Raw genomic sequence first — 18,279 nt, 5'->3', positions numbered from 1 at the left:
TTTGCCGGCATTCAGCCATTGGCTGCGACTTCATTGCCTTCACCGCCCTTTGCCGCCGCCGGCCCCCATTCGGGCGGGGCGACGCCGCCCAGAACTTCAGTATAGATCGCGGCATAGCGCCGGGCCACATGATCCCAGGAGTAGCCTTCCGCCGCGCGCATGGCCCTTGCCCGGTAGCCGGGGACGTCGCGGGCAAGCGCCAGGAACGCCGCGTGGATCGTCCCGGCTGCTGTCTCCGCGTCCTCGAAGTCGCAAAGGCGCACCTCGGGATGCTTGGCGGCGAGGTCGCGATAGGCCTGGTTCGGATGCAGCAGGGGCAGGAGGCCTGCGCTCATCGCCTCAACGGCAACGAGGCCGAAGCCCTCATATTCCGAAGCGGAGGCAAACAGCGAGCATCCGGACACCAGGTCGCGGATCTGTTCGTTCGACAGGCCGACATGCACGTCGATATGGTCTTCGAGCGCCCGCTGGCCGATCATCCGCCGCAGGTCCGCCTCGTCCAGTTCGCCCGGCACGCCTACCACCGACAGCCGCCAGTCCGGCTCGTGCACGACGAGGCGCGACAGAGCGTCGAACAGGCGGTCGAGCCGCTTGTTGGAGGAGAAGCGTCCGATCGTGACGATGCGGCGAAGCGGCTTCGTCGCGCCCGCGTCGCGGAACTTGGCGATATCGGCGCCATTGTCGACCTCGACGACGCGGCGGCCGGCGACCTTGCGGAACAGGCGGGCATCCTGCGCGCTGCAGGCGATCATCCGGCGGTAGGCAAGCGCCGAGAGGCGCGTCGTCACGTTGAACCAGACGAGCTTGAGCGCCTTGTGCCGCTCGGTATGGAAGAACCCGCCATGGGTGGTGGCGACGAGCGGCTTTCCATGCAGGGCCTTGCCCCAGGCGAGCGCGTCGAAGAAGAAGTCGATCGCATGGACGTGCACGAGGTCGGCATCCGTCAGGTGCCGAAACACGCCCGGCGCGAAAGGATAGCGGGTGCTGCCCGAAAACGGGATCCGGACCACCTCGATGCCGTCGACGATCTCGCGCGCGGGCAATGTGCGGTCGGGGGCGGTAAAGAGGCGATCGAGCGTCACCACGCGGACGCGGTAGCCACGCGCGCAAAGCTGGCGCGACAGGTTGGCGACGACGTCCTCCAGCCCGCCGCGGCTCGGCGGGAATTGGCGCACGACCTGCACGGCGAGCGGCGCGCGCCTGCCGGCATCGATGGAAAGACTGCCCTGCAGAAATGCGTCCATGCCGTCATCCGTGCCGCATCGCATTGCGGGTCATCCGCAATTTCCGGGCGCCCAGTCGATGACACGCGCCCCCAAGCCTCCCGCAGAAGCGCAGCAAGCCCTTAAGGCCGGGTTAAGGCTGCCTTTGCGGGGCCGGTATCGGCGCGAAACGTCGGCACGTGGTAAACGGTCCCGCAACGGGCGCGCGGCCGGAGGGGGAGCCGCTCAATGCGCCTCGTCCCAGTTAAGGGCGGCGCGCGCGTCCACCTTCAACGGCACCCTCATCGGCAGCGCCGGCATCGACGCGTCCTCCATCACCGCGACGATGACGGGAATGGCCCGCTCGACCTCCGCATCCTCGACCTCGAAGACGAGCTCGTCGTGCACCTGCAGCAGCATGCGGGCCGACAGGCCGTTGTCTGTGAGCGCCGGCTCCATCTTGACCATGGCGCGGCGGATGATGTCGGCGGCCGAGCCCTGGATCGGCGCATTGATCGCCGCCCGTTCGTTGAAGGCGCGGACCGAGGGGTTGGACGAGCGGATCTCCGGGTAATGCGCGCGGCGGCCGAAGATGGTCTCGACATAGCCGTGCTCGCGGGCGAAGGCCTTGGTCTGGTCCATGTAGTCCTTGATGCCGGGGAAGCGCTCGAAATAGCGTTTGATGTAGTCGCCGGCCTCGGAGCGCTCGATCGACAGCTGGTTGGCAAGGCCGAAGGCGGAGATGCCGTAGATGATGCCGAAGTTGATCGCCTTGGCGCGACGGCGGACCTCGGCGGGCATGCCGTCGACCGGCACGCCGAACATCTCGGACGCCGTCATCGCATGGATGTCGATGCCGTCGGCAAAGGCCTGCTTCAGCTGCGGGATCTCCGCCACATGCGCCAGCACGCGCAGCTCGATCTGGCTGTAGTCGGCCGAGACGAGCTTGTGACCGGGCGTGGCGATGAAGGCGGTGCGGATCTTGCGGCCCTCGGCGTTGCGGACCGGAATGTTCTGCAGGTTCGGATCGGACGAGGACAGGCGCCCGGTCGTCGTCGCGGCCAGCGCGTAGGACGTGTGCACGCGCTTCGTCTCGGGATGGACGAAGCCCGGCAGCGCATCGGTATAGGTGGACTTCAGCTTGGTCAGTTGGCGCCAATCAACGATCTTGCGCGCCAGCGGCACGCCCTGGGCGGCGAGGTCCTCCAGCACCTGCGCCGAGGTCGACCATTGCCCCGTCTTCGTCTTGGATCCACCGGCCAGGCCCATCTTGCCGAACAGGATATCGCCCAATTGCTTCGGCGAGCCGATGGTGAAGCGCTCGCCGGCGAGTTCGTAGATCTCGTCCTCGAGCGCGGCCGCACCCTGCGCCAGCTCTCCCGACAGGCGCGACAGGATCTGGCGGTCGATGGTGATGCCCCGCTCCTCCATGCGCGCCAGGACCGGCACCAGCGGCCGCTCCAGGCGTTCGTAGACGGTCGTCATCTTCTCGGCGGCGAGCCGCGGCTTGAGCACGTGCCACAGGCGTAGCGTCACGTCGGCATCTTCCGCCGCATAGGCCGTCGCCCGGTCAATGTCGACCATGTCGAAGGTCTGGGCGCTCTTGCCGCTGCCGGCGACATCCTTGTAGGCGATCGGCTTGTGGCCGAGCCAGCGCTCGGAGAGCGAATCCATGCCATGAGTGCCGGCGCCGGCGTCGAGGGCATAGGACATCAGCATGGTGTCGTCGAAGCCCTGCATCGTGATGCCGTGCCGCTTCATCACCAGGTAGTCGTATTTCAGGTTCTGCGCCACTTTCAGGACCGAGGCATCCTCCAGCAGGGCCTTCAGCCGCGACAGCGCATCGCGCATGGGGATCTGCCCCTCGACCAGGCCGCCGCCGAGCAGATCACCGACGCCGGACTTGTGCAGCAGCGGCACATAGGCCGCGCGGATCGAGACGCCGGACGGATCCCGGGCAATGTCGGCGATCGCAAGCGAGAAGCCGCAGAGCTCGGCCTGCATCGCGTCGAGAGAGGTCGTCTCGGTGTCGAAGCCGACGAGACCGGTCTCGCGCGCGTCGGCGATCCAGCGGTCGAGCATGGCGAGGTCGCGGATCGTCACATAGGCGGAATGGTCGATCGGCTGGCCGGAGAAGCCGGCGGCACGCGTCCGCGCCAGTTGCACAGGCTCGTGGCCGTTCGCCGATGCTGTCGGAAGCAGGGTCTCGGCAGCCTCGGCAGCGCTCTCGCCGGGCATGCCTTCGGTCCCCGGGCCGGTCCCCTCGCCCTTGTCGAGATCGGGGCCACGGGCGTCGGCGCCCCATTCCACCGGGACGGTGGCCGGCTCGATTGCAGAGGCGTCGCAGTCGCAGGCCTCGGCAACCCGCCGCGTCAGCGTGGTGAATTCCATCGCCTTGAGGAAGGCGATCAGCCTGGGGCCGTCCTGCGTCTCCAGCACCAGATCCTCGAGCGGCACGTCGAGCGGGGTGTCCGTCTTCAGCGTCACGAGCTGACGCGACAGCAGCGCCTGGGCGCGGTTTGCGATGATGTTCTCGCGGCGCTTCTGCTGCTTGATCTCCTCGGCCCGGGCGAGCAGCGTATCGAGATCGCCGTATTCCTCCAGAAGCTGGGCGGCGGTCTTGGGGCCGATGCCCGGGATGCCCGGGACGTTGTCGGTCGAATCCCCGGTCATCGCCTGCAGGTCGATCATCTTGTCCGGGGTCACACCCCATTTCTCGACCACCTCGGGGACCGCGATCTGCTTGTCCTTCATGCTGTCGTACATCGACACCTTCGAGGTGACGAGCTGCATCAGGTCCTTGTCGGAGGAGACGATGGTGACGTCGGCCCCGGCCGCCTCGGCAAGCCGGGCATAGGTGGCGATCAGGTCGTCGGCCTCGAAGCCTTCCTTTTCGATGCAGGGCAGGTTGAAGGCCCGCGTCGCATGGCGGATCAGCCCGAACTGCGGGATCAGGTCCTCGGGCGGGGCCGTCCGGTTCGCCTTGTACTGATCGTAGAGCTCGTTGCGGAAGGTCTTCGAGGAATAGTCGAAGATGACGGCGAAATGGGTGGGCGTGACGCCGACGTCCGTGTTGCGCGCATCCTTCAGAAGCTTCCACAGCATGTTGCAGAAACCGGAGACGGCGTTGACCGGCAAGCCGTCCGACTTGCGGTTCAGCGGCGGGATCGCGTGAAAGGCGCGGAAGATGAAGCCCGAGCCGTCGACGAGGAAGAGATGATCACCATTTTTCATGGCGCTAGGGATAGCGTGCGCAGGTGCCCGCGTCCATCGTCCTTTGCGTTCGTGGCAACGCCGGCCAAACCGCTTTGGAGGCTCACACAAACGTTACCAATTTGTAATTTCCGCCACCGCGCATATCCCTTGAAAAGCCACATTCCGGGGCCCAAATGACAGTCATCGGCACCTGATCAAGCCGTGGTCTGGCATCCCGGCCTGTCCCCCGCCGCGCCAGACCAGAGGACAAAGGCCTTATCCCCCTCTCCGGGCCTTTGTCCACAATTTGCAAGGGCCGCTTCGAACGTACCTCCCGTCCGAAGCGGCCCTTCACATGTCTGCCACCCCCGATTCCCGCACCTCCCACGAAGACCTCAACCGATTGTCTGGAATCGAATTCCGGCCTACTGTCTGCGCATGGTGTTCGATCGGAGGGAATCGGCCGCTTACCTCGCCGGCTTGCTGGCGAAAGAGGCCACGCGCGCCTTTCAGGCCCGCGCGAAGCAGTCCGGCTTTGCGCCCGGCCAGCTGCCGGTGCTGCTGGAACTGTGGTCCTGCGACGGGCTGACGCAGCGCCAGCTCCTCGATCGCCTCGATATCGAGCAGGCCACGATGGCCAACACGCTTTCGCGCATGGAACGGGACGGACTGATCACGCGCTCGCCGCATCCGACCGACAGGCGCGCCCAGCTGGTGCATCTGAGCGAACACGGGCGGGCGATGCGCGCCGACGCCCTCGCCGCAGCCGAGCATGCCGAAGCCGAGCTGTTCAAGGGCTTCCGGCGGTTCGAGCGGGAGCTCCTGCTGGAATACATGCGCATGATGATCGCCAACGTCGCGCGCGACACGCGGGCCTGAGGCATTCTTCTTTCCGGATGACGGGGAGGCGTTTCGGCACCGCTCGAACCGACAGAATTGTTTCCAAATCACGACGGCACGCTCTAAGGTCGCTCCGCAAAGAGGATTCGACAATGACCAACCTGTTACCCGTACTCGACCACGCCGCCGCCAACGTGCCTGCCGCACTCGAACGCCTGTTCGACCTTGTCCGCATCAAATCGATCTCGACCGACCCGGCCTACAAGGCCGACGTGCGGCGCGGGGCGGAATGGCTGGTCAGCGAACTGCGCACGCTCGGGTTCGACGCCACCGTGCGCGATACGTCTGGTCACCCAATGGTGGTCGCCCACCACGAAGGTGCGAGCGCCGAGGCGCCGCACGTGCTGTTCTACGGCCACTACGACGTGCAGCCGGTCGATCCGCTGGAGCTCTGGGAGAACGATCCATTCGAGCCGGCCGTGCGCGACATCGGCGGCGGACGACGGATCATCACCGGTCGCGGGACCTCGGACGACAAGGGCCAGCTGATGACATTCGTCGAGGCCTGCCGCGCCTACAGGGAGACGGTCGGGGCGCTGCCGTGCAAGGTCACGATCCTGTTCGAGGGCGAGGAGGAGTCCGGCTCGCCGTCGCTGAAGCCGTTCCTCGAGGCCAACGCGGCCGAACTCAAGGCCGACTACGCGCTCGTCTGCGACACCAACATGTGGGATGGCGAGACGCCGGCGATCTCGGCCGGGCTGCGCGGGCTGGTCGGCGAGGAGGTCGTCGTCAAGGCGGCGGACCGCGACCTGCATTCTGGCTATTTCGGCGGGGCGGCCGCCAACCCGATCCATATCCTCGCCGACATCCTCGCCGGTCTGCACGACCGGGACGGGCGCGTCACGCTCGAGGGCTTCTATGACGGCGTCGAGGAGACGCCTGCCGACATCAAGGCCACCTGGGACAAGCTCGGCCAGACGGCGGAGAAGTTCCTGGGCGAGATCGGCCTGTCCGTTCCCTCGGGCGAGAAGAACCGTTCGGTGCTGGAACTGACCTGGGCGCGACCAACCGCCGAGGTCAACGGCATCGTCGGCGGCTATACCGGCGACGGCTTCAAGACGGTGATCGCCGCCGAAGCCACCGCAAAGGTCTCGTTCCGGCTCGTCGGCAAGCAGGATCCGGGCAAGATCCGCGACGCCTTCCGCACCTATGTCCGCGCGAAGGTTCCGGCCGACTGCTCGGTGGCCTTCCACGCCCATGGCGGTTCGCCGGCGATCCAGCTTCCCTATGATTCGCCGCTCCTGAACAAGGCGAAGGACGCGCTTTCGCAGGAATGGCCCAAGCCGGCCGTGATGATCGGCATGGGGGGCTCGATCCCGATCGTCGGCGATTTCCAGAAGATGCTGGGCATGGAATCGCTGCTGGTGGGCTTCGGGCTTTCCGACGACCGGATCCACTCGCCGAACGAGAAATACGAGCTGCGTTCGTTCGAGAAAGGCATTCGTTCCTGGGTGCGCATCCTTGCCGCCCTGGCGACCCGCTGACGAAATGTTGACCTTGAAGGGTGCAAGAAAGTCGCCGACTTTGGCCGTCGCATCGTTGTCGGCGCTGCCCGATAATGGTTAAGTCCGAACAGATGAAATCACAGGCGCCTGCGGGTCCGGCGGGACCCGCAGCGACAGAAGACGACCCGGAAGGGGAAGCATCGGCATGAACGATAGTCCTGCATATCACCTGCGATCCGGCCCTCCGCAAGGCAGCCGTCGCCGGTGCCGGCGGACGCGGGGCGCATGAAACTCGGCAAGCTCTTCTGGCCCGTGGTCGGCGCGGTCGCGATCGTCTTCTCCGTCTGGATCCTCTACCACGACCTCAAGGGGATGTCGTTTCACGAGTTCCGCGACAGCCTGCTCGCCATCCCCCTGTCGGGCTGGCTGCTTGCCGCCCTTGCGACGATCGTGGCCTATGCAGCGCTTGCGGCCTACGACCATCTGGCGCTCGAGCACCTCGGCCACCGGATATCGCTGTGGTTCATCACGGTCGCCTCGTTCACCGCCTATGCGCTCGCCCACAACATCGGCGCATCTGTGTTCTCGGGCGCGGTGGTGCGCTATCGCGCCTATACTTCCAAGGGGCTTTCGGCCAGCGAGGTGGGGGTGCTCGTCGCCTTCTGCTCCTTCACCTTCGCGCTCGGAACGGCAGTGCTGATGGGGCTGGTGCTGATTGTCGAGCCGGAGATCATCGAGCGGGTTTCGAAGTTCCTGCCCGTGGAAGCGGCGTTTTCCACCGGCGTGCTGATCCTGGCGCTCGTCGCGCTCTACCTGATCGGCAGCCTCGTCGGGTTCCGGCCGATCCGCACCCGCTGGCTGAAACTGGAGTATCCGCGGCCGTCGGTCGCCTTCCGGCAACTGGTGATCGCGCCCGTGGAACTGCTGGCGGCGGCGGCGATCATCTACTTCGTCCTGCCGGAGGCCAACAATCCGGGCTATCTCGTCGTGCTCGGCATCTTCCTCGCCTCGTTTTCGGCAGCGCTGCTTTCGCATGCGCCGGGCGGCATCGGGGTGCTGGAACTGATCTTCATCGCCGGCCTGCCGGAGTTCGACCCCGTCGACGTGCTGGCCGCACTGGCGGTGTTCCGCATGTTCTACCTGATCATTCCGTTCGTGCTCGGCCTCGGCGCGGTGCTGGCATTCGAGCATGCGCGCTATACGCAGATGAAGCGGGAAGAGAGCAATGGAACGAAAGGCTGAACGGTTCATCGCCCGTTCAGCCGAATTCCTGCATCCTCCCGCACGTCATTGGAAGTTTGATGGCCCCTCGGGAGTAACAAGATGAGAAAGATCGTCAGCGGCCTTATGGCGGCCGCGCTATCGGCGGCAACGCTCGTAACCGGCCTGGTGCCGGCACAGGCGGCCGGAATGCCGCGTGCCGGCGTCGCCGTCCAGACGGACGTCGAGAACGTCGACTACTATGTCCGCCGCGGCTATCGTCCGCCACCCCCGCGCTACCACAGCGGCCCGCGCTACTATCGCAGCGGCGGCTATTATCGCGGCTACCGCGGCTACCCCTACTATCGCGAGGGCTACCGCCGCTACGACGACGGCTACTGGTATCCGCTGGCCGCCTTCGGCGCCGGCGCGATCATCGGCGGCGCGATCGCCAGCCAGCCGCGCGTCGTCGACGGCGGCGTCAACCCGCGGCACTTCGAATGGTGCGCGGGGCGCTATCGCTCGTATCGTGCCTACGACAACAGCTTCCAGCCCTATAACGGGCCGCGCCAGCAGTGCCTGTCGCCCTATTACTGAAATAGCGAAGGGCGGCCCCGCAAGGCCGCCCTTTCCTTTGTGACGGGCATCGCCTGTCTCACTCTGCCGTCTGCTCCTGCGCGGCAGGGGCGTCGTTCTTCTTCAGGAGAACGACCTCGCCCGTAGCGGGCGTCGATTTCTCCGAAATGCTGGCCGTCGTGGTCATCTTGTCGACATCGGCCTTCGCGTTGGTCTGGTGGTAGGCGCAATCGGCAAATGCCATGGGAGCTGACAGGCCAAGTGCGCATGCAAATACGAGGATGCGTTTCATAGATCGTCTCCTTGCTCGTTGCGGCGTGAGAATACTGGCGCAGGCCGCAAAGCGGAAATCACGTTTCCGCGCGCATTCCGGCAGGCGTCGCGCTCGACGGCACGAGAGACCGTAACGGCAGCCACCGTCACGGCCAGGGCCTTTCCTGCCGGACGCTGCGGGATGGACTTGCCACGTCAATCCGCGCAGGCAGCCTCGAATTCGGCGATCACCTCAGGGTCGTTGTCATCAGGGAGCACGGCATCGGCAGCCTCGGATCCACCCGCAGCCTGGCCCATGCTTTGCGAATAGGACGAAATGAAAAACGCCCGTTGGCCCTTCCATACCTGGCGACCGTCCACCGGACGAGCGCACTCCAGCGCGGATTCGAAATCGGACTGAAGCTCTTCGACGGTGGGTTGCGTTGCGGCCACGGCGAACACGGCGGCGAACAGGATCGGCGACATCAGCTTCATCTCCCTTGGGCTAGAGAAGCGACATCAGCAGATTCGGCGCCCGCGGTCGATATTTCACGACGGCTATCCACGCCCGTTTAGCAGGCCTCCGCCGAACCATTGCCGGCTGGCAGGTTGAGCGGCGAAAGCGCCACGCGTCAGTCCTTGCCCCCGCAGGCAGACCACTGCCGGTCGCCATAATCATAGCAGAGCCCGCGACCCTTCAACTCGTCGACGATGTCCTCCCGCCGCTGGCAAGCCAGGTCGGCCGCTTCGGCCGAGATCGTCCCGTCCGCATCTTCAAACTGTCGGCATGCCATGTCCTGCGTGTCGTAGTCGCGCATCAATTCATCGTCCGTCGCGGCAAGAGCCTCGAGCGGAAAGCCCAAGGCAGCCAGAACCAGGATCATTCTCAGCGGCGCTGCCATGGATCACCTCAATGTCGTTGGTGGCGAGCGGCAATACACTGTACGCGGCGGAGGGCCGCCGGTCGATTGCCAACAGGACGAACGACGCATCCGACACCGCAACGCCAAGACGACGGAACGATGGCGGTCACGCGCCGTGGCGCCGGCGCGGGAACCATTTGAGAACTCTAGCGAATTCGTTTCCAAGTTCTTAACCACCCCTTAAATCGCCGCATTTAAAGTTCAACGGACCGGGAGCACAGCCTTGGCGGGCGCTCTGCAGAAACAATGCGTTGCCGCACGCCGGTCCGCCTGACGGGCCGGGGATCAGGCGGCACGGACACGAAAGGCATATTTCTTCCAGGATGGCAGGCCGGCGCAAATCACAGCGGATCGAGCCCTCGTTCCAACGCGAGGACGAATACGACGATGACGATCTGCGCATCGACGAGGAGGATCGCGTGACCCGATCTGCGACGCGCAAGTCGAAGCCGGCAAGCCGCAAGGCGGCGACGGCCTCGCGCCGGAAAGCCCCTGCCCGCAAGCATCGCCGCAGCGGCGGAGGCGGCCTCTTCGGTGCCGTCCGGTTCCTTGCCTACTGGTGCGTCGTGCTGGGCATCTGGGGCGGCATGGCCGTCGGCGCGCTGGTTCTCTACTACGGCGCCCAGATGCCGAGCGCGACGACCTGGAACATTCCGGCGCGGCCGCCGAACGTCAAGATCATCTCCACCGACGGCACGGTGATCGCCAATCGCGGCGGCACCGGCGGCGAGGCGTTGTCTCTGGAGCAGATGTCGCCCTACATCCCCCAGGCGGTGATCGCGATCGAGGACCGCCGCTTCTATTCCCATTTCGGCATCGATCCGCTCGGGCTCGCCCGTGCGATGGTGACGAACGTGACGACGGGGCGGATGGTGCAGGGCGGCTCGACGCTGACCCAGCAGCTCGCCAAGAACCTGTTCCTGTCGCCCGAGCGCACGCTGGAGCGCAAGGTGCAGGAAGTGCTGCTCGCCTTCTGGCTCGAGCACAAATACTCCAAGGACGAGATTCTCGCGATGTATCTCAACCGGGTGTTCTTCGGCTCCAACGCCTATGGCGTGGAGGCGGCGTCGCGGCGCTACTTCAACAAGTCCGCCCGCGACGTGAACCTCGGCGAAGCGGCGGTTCTGGCGGGCCTTCTGAAGGCGCCGTCGCGGCTTTCGCCGGCCCGCGATCCGGAAGCCGCCGAAGAACGGGCGCAGGTCGTGCTCGGCACGATGCGGGACGCCGGCTTCGTCACCGAACGCGAGATCACCACCGCCATGTCGCAGCCGCCGACGCGGGCGAAGAGCTACTGGTCCGGGGCTGAGCACTACGCGGCCGACCTGGTGATGGACCAGGTGCCGAAGCTCGTCGGCGACATTACCGAGGACCTCGTCGTCGAGACGACGGTCGACCTCGACCTGGAAAAGAAGGCGGACGAGGCAATCACCGCGATCATCGACGCCGAGGGCGCCAAGCTCAACGCCTCGCAGGCCGCTCTCGTCTCGATCGACGGCACCGGCGCCATCCGGGCGCTCGTCGGCGGGCGTGACTATGCCGAAAGCCAGTTCGACCGCGCCTCGAAGGCCAAACGCCAGCCGGGCTCCGCTTTCAAGCCGTTCGTTTATGCCGCAGCGCTGGAGATGGGCCGCTCGCCGCAGTCCGTCCGCAACGACGCACCGGTGCGCATCGGCAAGTGGACGCCGGAGAACTACGACCAGAAATATCGCGGTGAAGTGACGCTTTCGTCCGCGCTCGCCAATTCGCTGAACACGATCGCCGCCCAGCTCGTGATGGAGGTGGGGCCGGACACCGTGATCAAGCTCGCCCACAGGCTCGGCATCGAATCCGAGATGCAGTCGAATGCCTCGATCGCGCTCGGCACCTCGGAAGTCTCGCTCGTCGAGCTCACCTCCGCCTATGCGCCCTTCATGAACGGCGGCTACAAGGCGACGCCGCATATCATCCGCCGCATCTCGACGGCCGAAGGCAAGGTGCTCTACGAGAACACCTACGACAACCCGCCGCGCGTGCTCCAGCCCGAGATCGTCGCCATGATGAACGGCATGATGACGCGCGTCATCACGGAAGGCACCGGCAAGAACGCGAAAATCCCCGGCTGGGAGGCGGCCGGAAAGAGCGGCACCACGCAATCCTTCCGCGACGCGCTCTTCGTCGGCTACACCAGCAACCTGACGACCGGCGTCTGGTTCGGCAACGACGACGGCAAATCGATGAAGAAGGTGACGGGCGGCGGCCTTCCCGCCAAGGCCTGGAGCCGTTTCATGACCGCCGCCCACGAGGGGTTCTCGCCCTCGCCGCTGTTCGGCACGGCCGGCGGCGGGATCCCGATGGCCGGTGCGGACCCCGCGACCCCTGCCGGGCGGGAAGACGAATCGCTGGCGGAAATGGTGGCGCGGGCACTGGGCACGAGCAGCCGTGACGGCGGCGGCGAGGCGATGGCGATCCCGGACCGGACGGGCGGCATCGAGGGCGATCTGCCGGTCCCGCCCGCCGATGTCGGGGAGCAGCCCACAAGGCCCCGGCGCTCCAGCCTGCTGGACGTGCTGATCGGCGGGTAACGCGCCGGCCGATCAAATGGCCGATCCTCTGTTCGATCCGCTGGTCCTGCCAGCATTGGCGGCCTTGACGGACGTGCGCGGCCCCACCACATTTCAGCCGAAGGCATCGGCCTTTTCCGACTGCCAGTGCCCGTCTGGAACGCGCGCCGGAAGCAGATTGATGCCTTGCAGTCACCTAGACTGATCCTTATATAGCCGGAAACCGCGGCCCCGGTCGCGATTTCCTGCAATACCATCCCACTAGGGACTGCCAAACGAATGCCTGATTGGGTTCCGGCAGTTCGCTTCAAGGAGAGAATGACATGGCAAAAGTAATCGGTATCGACCTCGGAACGACAAATTCCTGCGTCGCCGTCATGGATGGCAAGGACGCGAAAGTGATTGAGAATGCCGAAGGCGCGCGCACGACGCCCTCCATGGTCGCCTTTACGGACGACGGAGAACGCCTCGTCGGCCAGCCGGCCAAGCGCCAGGCTGTGACGAACCCGGAAAACACCCTCTTTGCGATCAAGCGCCTCATCGGCCGCACCTTCGAGGACCCGACGACCCAGAAGGACAAGGGCATGGTGCCCTACAAGATCGTCAAGGCTTCCAACGGCGACGCCTGGGTCGAAGCGCACGGCGAGAGCTATTCGCCCTCGCAGATCTCCGCGATGATCCTTCAGAAGATGAAGGAAACCGCCGAATCCTATCTCGGCGAGAAGGTCACCCAGGCCGTCATCACCGTTCCGGCCTACTTCAACGACGCCCAGCGCCAGGCGACCAAGGACGCCGGCAAGATCGCGGGTCTCGAAGTGCTGCGCATCATCAACGAGCCGACGGCTGCCGCTCTCGCCTATGGCCTCGACAAGAAGGACGGCAAGACGATCGCGGTCTACGACCTCGGCGGCGGCACCTTCGATATCTCGGTCCTGGAGATCGGCGACGGCGTCTTCGAAGTGAAGTCCACCAACGGCGACACTTTCCTCGGCGGTGAAGACTTCGACATGCGCCTCGTCGAGTACCTCTCGGCCGAGTTCAAGAAGGACCAGGGCATCGACCTGAAGAACGACAAGCTGGCCCTGCAGCGCCTGAAGGAAGCTGCGGAAAAGGCGAAGATCGAGCTGTCCTCCTCGCAGCAGACCGAAATCAACCTGCCCTTCATCACGGCCGACGCCTCCGGTCCGAAGCACCTGACGATGAAGCTCTCGCGCGCCAAGTTCGAAAGCCTCGTCGACGACCTGATCCAGCGCACCGTCGCCCCCTGCAAGGCAGCGCTGAAGGATGCCGGCGTCTCGGCTGCCGAGATCGACGAAGTCGTTCTCGTCGGCGGCATGAGCCGCATGCCGAAGGTCCAGGAAGTCGTCAAGCAGCTGTTCGGCAAGGAGCCGCACAAGGGCGTGAACCCGGATGAAGTGGTCGCCATGGGTGCTGCCATCCAGGCCGGCGTCCTGCAGGGCGACGTCAAGGACGTGCTGCTGCTCGACGTGACCCCGTTGTCTCTCGGCATCGAGACGCTCGGTGGCGTCTTCACCCGCCTGATCGAGCGCAACACGACGATCCCGACGAAGAAGAGCCAGACGTTCTCGACCGCCGAGGACAACCAGTCGGCCGTGACGATCCGCGTCTCGCAGGGCGAGCGCGAAATGGCTGCCGACAACAAGCTGCTCGGCCAGTTCGACCTCGTCGGCATTCCGCCGGCACCGCGCGGCGTGCCGCAGATCGAAGTCACCTTCGACATCGACGCCAACGGCATCGTGCAGGTATCGGCCAAGGACAAGGGCACCGGCAAGGAGCACCAGATCCGCATCCAGGCTTCCGGCGGCCTCTCCGACGCCGACATCGAGAAGATGGTCAAGGACGCCGAGGCCAATGCAGAGACGGACAAGCAGCGCCGCGAGGCCGTCGAGGCGAAGAACCAGGCCGAAAGCCTGATCCATTCGTCCGAGAAGTCGCTCACCGAATATGGCGACAAGGTCTCCGCCGAGGACCGCAAGGCCATCGAGGACGCGATCGCCGCGCTGAAGACGGCCGTCGAGGCTTCCGAGCCTGACGCCGAGGACATCAAGGCGAAGACCAACACGCTGATGGAAGTCTCCATGAAGCTCGGCCAGGCGATCTACGAGGCCCAGCAGGCCGAGGCCGGCGCTTCTTCTGACGCCGGCGACAACGTCGTCGACGCCGACTACGAGGAAGTCAAGGACGACGACGACCGGAAGCGTTCGGCTTCCTGATCATGACGACCGCTGGCCGCGCGAAACACGCGGCCAGCCTGTCTTTTTCCAGCAGGGGCGGAAGAAACCAAGGGGCGAGTTCCATGATGCATCCCGTTCGAGGCGGCGACGATGTCATGGTTTCCTCTGTTCCCGCGACGCCGCCGCCTTGCTTTTTCGCCGTGAAGCCGGATACATCGAGCTGCGGCTGGCATTTCCACCTTCAACGAACAAAGACACCGTTCACGAGACGGGCGCGGCAGTGATATGGCTAAGACTGACTTCTACGAGACGCTGGGTGTTCCCAGAACCGCTGACGAGAAGGAGCTGAAGAGCGCCTTTCGCAAGATGGCGATGAAATACCACCCCGACAAGAATCCCGGGGATGCGACGGCCGAGATCCGGTTCAAGGAAGTCAACGAAGCCTACGAGATCCTGAAGGACCCGCAGAAGCGGGCCGCCTACGACCGCTACGGCCATGCAGCCTTCGAGCATGGCGGCATGGGTGGCGGCGGCATGGGCGGCGCAGGCTTCGGTGCCGGCGGCTTCTCCGACATCTTCGAGGACATCTTCGGCGAGATGATGGGCGGCGGCCGCCAGCGGCGCTCGTCGGGCGGACGCGAACGCGGCGCGGACCTGCGCTACAACATGGAGATCTCGCTGGAAGAGGCCTTCACCGGCAAGACGGCGCAGATCCGTGTCCCCACCTCGATCACCTGCGACGTCTGCACCGGAACCGGCGCCAAGCCGGGTACCAAGCCGCAGACCTGCTCCACCTGCCAAGGTGCGGGACGCGTGCGCGCCGCGCAGGGCTTCTTCTCGATCGAACGCACCTGTCCGACGTGCCAGGGCCGCGGAACGACCATTCCTGACCCCTGCACCAAGTGCCACGGCCATGGCCGCGTGACCGAGGAGCGGTCGCTCTCGGTCAACATCCCGCAAGGGATCGAGGACGGCACCCGGATCCGTCTTGCCGGCGAAGGCGAGGCGGGCGTGCGCGGCGGGCCGGCCGGCGACCTCTACATCTTCCTGTCCGTCAAGCCCCACGAGATCTTCCAGCGTGACGGCGCGGACCTGCACTGCAGCGTGCCGATCTCCATGACAACGGCGGCGCTCGGCGGCACCTTCGACGTCTCCACGCTCGACGGCACGAAATCACGCGTGACGGTGCCGGAGGGCACGCAGAACGGCCGGCAGTTCCGCCTGAAGGGCAAGGGCATGCCGGTGCTTCGCTCCAGCCAGGTCGGCGACCTCTATATCCAGATCATGATCGAGACGCCGCAGAAGCTGACCAAGCGGCAGCGCGAACTGCTCAGGGAGTTCGAGGAAATCTCCTCGAAGGACAACAACCCGGAATCGACCGGCTTCTTCGCCCGGATGAAGGAATTCTTCGAGGGCTGAGCGCCCCGAACACCCCCCTCCAGCCCGCTGAGTGTCCCATGCTGTGTCGAGACGGGATCCGGAGAACGAGGCATCTCTTGCAGTCAGAACTGGAGGCCGCCCGTGATCGAACCGCGGGCGGCCTCGCTCGTTTGTCGCGGCCCTCCGAAGGCCACTGCGCTGGCTAGGCGCGCAGCTGCTCGGGCTCACGGTAGTCGAAGGCGGCTTGCGCCTGATCGGACAACCGGAAACCGGCGAGCAGCCGTTCCAGCGTGCCGCTCTCCTGCGCAAGCCCCGCCCCGGCCGCATTCATTTCCTCCACCATTGCGGCGTTCTGCTGCGTTGCCTGGTCCATGTGGTTCACGGCGGTATTGACCTGCGAAAGGCCGGCGGACTGCTCATGGGCGGCCGTCGCGATCGCCTCCATATGCATGTTGACCTGCTGCACCAGTTGCACGATGTCCGCCAGCCCATCACCGGTGTCGGAGACGAGCCTTACGCCTTCTGCGACGGCAACCTCGGAATTGCCGATCAGCGTCTTGATCTCGCGCGCCGCGGCGGCGGAACGCTGGGCCAATTCCCGCACTTCCTGGGCCACGACCGCAAAGCCCTTGCCGGCGTCGCCGGCGCGCGCCGCCTCGACGCCTGCGTTCAAGGCCAGGAGGTTCGTCTGAAAGGCGATCTCGTCGATGACGCCGATAATCTGGCTGATCTGTCCCGAGGCGTGCTCGATCCGTTCCATCGCCGCAACGGCCTCGCGGACGACCTCGCCGGATCTTCCGGCCTTCGCATGCGCTTCCTGCGTCACGTCGCGCGCTTCGGTCGACCGGCTCGAGGTTGCCGCAACGTTGGCAGTGATCTGCTCCAGCGCCGCGGCGGTCTCCTCGAGCGAAGCAGCCTGCTGTTCGGTGCGGCGCGACAGATCGTCGGATGCGGCAGACACCTCGGCAGCGCCGCTGTTGACCGTCAGGACCGATCGGCCGACGCTGAGAAGCGTGCGACGCAGCTGGCTGGCCGAGCTGTTGAAGTCCTGGCGAAGGGCCTCGAACTGCGGCGCGAACGGCTCGTCGATTTCGCAGAGCAGGTCGCCGGCGGCCAGTTTGCGGAGGCCGGCGGCCAGCGTGCCGGTGGCCCGGTTCAGGCGCTCCTCCGCGTCCGCCTCGGCCCGGCGCTGCGTCTCGATGCGCTCCTGCTCGGCCCTTTCCCGGGACGCTGCCGCTTCCGCCTCGAGCGCGCCGTTGCGGATGGCCGCTTCGCGGAAGACCTCGACCGCACGCGCCATGTCGCCGATCTCGTCCTTGCGACCCGCGCCCGTATCACGCGCCTCGAGATCGCCGCCGGCTAGCGCCCGCATCGCCGCAACCATCCTGTTGAGCGGCCGGACGATCGTCGCAGCCATGAAGCCCGAAAGGCCGATCATGACGATGCCGCCGCCGATGCACAGGACCAGGATCATGACCAAGCCTGCAAGCGCTCCGGCAGCATCGGACTCTGCCATCTGCGACAGATGCGCGAGGCTTTTGGTTTCGACCTGCCGCATGGCATCAATGCGCCGTGTGGTCGCGGCAAACCACTTCAGGCTGTCGAGGCCGGTGAGATCGGCCGCCGCTCCGCCTGCAACGATCGTACGGCGAACGGCTTCGATCTCGCCGAGAGCAACAACGTCGAGGTCGGCGGCATAGCTGCCGCGCAGTTCCTGGTCCTGGAGGGACAGGAAATCGTCGAGCAGGGCGCTCTGCGCACCCGCCATCTGCGCGAAGGCGACAAGACGATCGGCATCGGGCCGCCCCGCCCTGATGAAACCGGTTCCGGTGGCGCGCTCCTGTCCTGCGATCTCCTTCGCCTGCATCAGCTGGGTATAGGCGACGACCTCGGCGGAGATCGCTGACCCCAGTCCCCGCACCGACAGGTCGTTGGACAATGCGGCCAAAGCGCCGATGATGCCGGTGTAGGCCTCGAAGGATTGCTGGCCGGACAGGGCGGCGCCGTCGATCGCCTGCCGCGTCGTTTCCAGCAGCCTCACCGTGTCATCGAGACTCTTCGCCTTCTCCTGCAGACGCGCATCCTCGAGCGTCCCGACGCCACTCTGGAACGCCGGCAGCTTGCGCAGTGCGGCGTCGCTTTCCTTGCGCGCCGCACTCAGCTCGGATGCGCCGCGCTTTCCGGCAGAGCCGACGAACTCGGCGCTACGCGCTCTTTCGATCTGGATCGCGTGCACCATCTCGCCGATGATCGCCATGTTGTCGCTGACGGTCACCACTACTTCCATACGTTTGTAGGAAGCCCACATGTCGGAAACCTGGAGCGATGCGAGATAGCCCATTGCCAGGAGGGGAAGAAGGACGGCAAGCCAAAGCCGCCGATTGATGGAGATGTCGGTGATACGCATGAGAGCCTCTGGTTTCCGGGCCTCATGCCGTTCCAACGACGCGATCATGCGTCACGCCATGCAT

Annotated in this window: 13 protein-coding genes; 7 read left to right on the top strand and 6 right to left on the bottom strand. The window is 65.6% G+C overall.

Features of this window, described 5'->3' with window-relative positions; all coding sequences use genetic code 11:
• Positions 1-11 precede the first annotated feature (11 nt).
• Positions 12-1,244 (bottom strand): glycosyltransferase family 4 protein, encoded by a 1,233-nt coding sequence (locus OCK02_RS08810; RefSeq protein WP_263812732.1) that lies wholly within the window; start codon positions 1,242-1,244, stop codon positions 12-14.
• A 204-nt stretch (positions 1,245-1,448) separates the two neighbouring features.
• Complete coding sequence (gene polA / locus OCK02_RS08805; RefSeq protein ID WP_263812731.1) at positions 1,449-4,436, bottom strand: DNA polymerase I; 2,988 nt, start codon at positions 4,434-4,436, stop codon at positions 1,449-1,451.
• A gap of 399 nt (positions 4,437-4,835) precedes the next feature.
• Between polA and OCK02_RS08800 the strand changes: the two genes are divergently transcribed.
• From OCK02_RS08800 to OCK02_RS08785, 4 genes are all read left to right on the top strand, one after another.
• Complete coding sequence (locus tag OCK02_RS08800; RefSeq protein WP_263812730.1) at positions 4,836-5,276, top strand: MarR family winged helix-turn-helix transcriptional regulator; 441 nt, start codon at positions 4,836-4,838, stop codon at positions 5,274-5,276.
• A gap of 113 nt (positions 5,277-5,389) precedes the next feature.
• Positions 5,390-6,781 (top strand): dipeptidase, encoded by a 1,392-nt coding sequence (locus OCK02_RS08795; protein ID WP_263812729.1) that lies wholly within the window; start codon positions 5,390-5,392, stop codon positions 6,779-6,781.
• A gap of 246 nt (positions 6,782-7,027) precedes the next feature.
• Positions 7,028-7,984, top strand: coding sequence for a lysylphosphatidylglycerol synthase transmembrane domain-containing protein (locus OCK02_RS08790; protein WP_263812728.1), 957 nt, complete (start codon positions 7,028-7,030; stop codon positions 7,982-7,984).
• 81 nt (positions 7,985-8,065) lie between these two features.
• Positions 8,066-8,539, top strand: a complete 474-nt coding sequence (locus OCK02_RS08785) for a BA14K family protein (RefSeq protein WP_263812727.1) — start codon at positions 8,066-8,068, stop codon at positions 8,537-8,539.
• A gap of 58 nt (positions 8,540-8,597) precedes the next feature.
• Here the strand turns inward: OCK02_RS08785 and OCK02_RS08780 are convergent, their stop codons facing one another.
• From OCK02_RS08780 to OCK02_RS08770, 3 genes are all read right to left on the bottom strand, one after another.
• Entirely contained in the window at positions 8,598-8,810 is a 213-nt protein-coding gene (locus OCK02_RS08780) for a hypothetical protein (protein ID WP_263812726.1), read from the bottom strand.
• Positions 8,811-8,986: 176 nt separating this feature from the next.
• Positions 8,987-9,256 (bottom strand): hypothetical protein, encoded by a 270-nt coding sequence (locus OCK02_RS08775; RefSeq protein WP_263812725.1) that lies wholly within the window; start codon positions 9,254-9,256, stop codon positions 8,987-8,989.
• A 146-nt stretch (positions 9,257-9,402) separates the two neighbouring features.
• Positions 9,403-9,672 (bottom strand): hypothetical protein, encoded by a 270-nt coding sequence (locus tag OCK02_RS08770; RefSeq protein ID WP_263812724.1) that lies wholly within the window; start codon positions 9,670-9,672, stop codon positions 9,403-9,405.
• A 344-nt stretch (positions 9,673-10,016) separates the two neighbouring features.
• Here OCK02_RS08770 and OCK02_RS08765 point away from each other — a divergent pair, with 344 nt between their 5' ends.
• The 3 genes from OCK02_RS08765 to dnaJ all read left to right on the top strand — a co-directional run bounded on the left by OCK02_RS08765 (position 10,017) and on the right by dnaJ (position 15,847).
• The gene (locus OCK02_RS08765) at positions 10,017-12,254 is read left to right on the top strand and encodes a transglycosylase domain-containing protein (RefSeq protein ID WP_263812723.1); all 2,238 of its coding nucleotides are present in this window, start codon (positions 10,017-10,019) and stop codon (positions 12,252-12,254) included.
• Positions 12,255-12,556: 302 nt separating this feature from the next.
• Positions 12,557-14,467 carry a molecular chaperone DnaK gene (dnaK, locus tag OCK02_RS08760; protein ID WP_263812722.1) on the top strand — a complete coding sequence of 637 codons (1,911 nt, stop codon included), beginning with the start codon at positions 12,557-12,559 and terminating at the stop codon, positions 14,465-14,467.
• Between the two features lie 246 nt (positions 14,468-14,713).
• Positions 14,714-15,847, top strand: a complete 1,134-nt coding sequence (dnaJ, locus tag OCK02_RS08755) for a molecular chaperone DnaJ (protein WP_263812721.1) — start codon at positions 14,714-14,716, stop codon at positions 15,845-15,847.
• 163 nt (positions 15,848-16,010) lie between these two features.
• Here dnaJ and OCK02_RS08750 read toward each other — a convergent pair whose 3' ends face one another.
• Positions 16,011-18,215, bottom strand: coding sequence for a methyl-accepting chemotaxis protein (locus OCK02_RS08750; protein WP_263812720.1), 2,205 nt, complete (start codon positions 18,213-18,215; stop codon positions 16,011-16,013).
• Positions 18,216-18,279: the final 64 nt, after the last annotated feature.

The organism is Rhizobium sp. TRM96647, assembly GCF_025780115.1.
Lineage (GTDB): Bacteria > Pseudomonadota > Alphaproteobacteria > Rhizobiales > Rhizobiaceae > Mycoplana.
This window is presented reverse-complemented; position numbering and strand designations above follow the sequence as displayed.

Excerpts from the sequence above, each read along its gene's own strand:
- OCK02_RS08810 (WP_263812732.1), bottom strand. The coding sequence starts at position 1,244 with ATGGACGCATTTCTGCAGGGCAGTCTTTCCATCGATGCCGGCAGGCGC.
- polA (WP_263812731.1), bottom strand. The coding sequence starts at position 4,436 with ATGAAAAATGGTGATCATCTCTTCCTCGTCGACGGCTCGGGCTTCATC.
- OCK02_RS08765 (WP_263812723.1), top strand. The coding sequence starts at position 10,017 with ATGGCAGGCCGGCGCAAATCACAGCGGATCGAGCCCTCGTTCCAACGC.
- dnaJ (WP_263812721.1), top strand. The coding sequence starts at position 14,714 with ATGGCTAAGACTGACTTCTACGAGACGCTGGGTGTTCCCAGAACCGCT.
- OCK02_RS08800 (WP_263812730.1), top strand. The coding sequence starts at position 4,836 with ATGGTGTTCGATCGGAGGGAATCGGCCGCTTACCTCGCCGGCTTGCTG.
- OCK02_RS08795 (WP_263812729.1), top strand. The coding sequence starts at position 5,390 with ATGACCAACCTGTTACCCGTACTCGACCACGCCGCCGCCAACGTGCCT.
- OCK02_RS08785 (WP_263812727.1), top strand. The coding sequence starts at position 8,066 with ATGAGAAAGATCGTCAGCGGCCTTATGGCGGCCGCGCTATCGGCGGCA.
- OCK02_RS08775 (WP_263812725.1), bottom strand. The coding sequence starts at position 9,256 with ATGTCGCCGATCCTGTTCGCCGCCGTGTTCGCCGTGGCCGCAACGCAA.
- OCK02_RS08750 (WP_263812720.1), bottom strand. The coding sequence starts at position 18,215 with ATGCGTATCACCGACATCTCCATCAATCGGCGGCTTTGGCTTGCCGTC.
- OCK02_RS08780 (WP_263812726.1), bottom strand. The coding sequence starts at position 8,810 with ATGAAACGCATCCTCGTATTTGCATGCGCACTTGGCCTGTCAGCTCCC.
- dnaK (WP_263812722.1), top strand. The coding sequence starts at position 12,557 with ATGGCAAAAGTAATCGGTATCGACCTCGGAACGACAAATTCCTGCGTC.
- OCK02_RS08770 (WP_263812724.1), bottom strand. The coding sequence starts at position 9,672 with ATGGCAGCGCCGCTGAGAATGATCCTGGTTCTGGCTGCCTTGGGCTTT.
- OCK02_RS08790 (WP_263812728.1), top strand. The coding sequence starts at position 7,028 with ATGAAACTCGGCAAGCTCTTCTGGCCCGTGGTCGGCGCGGTCGCGATC.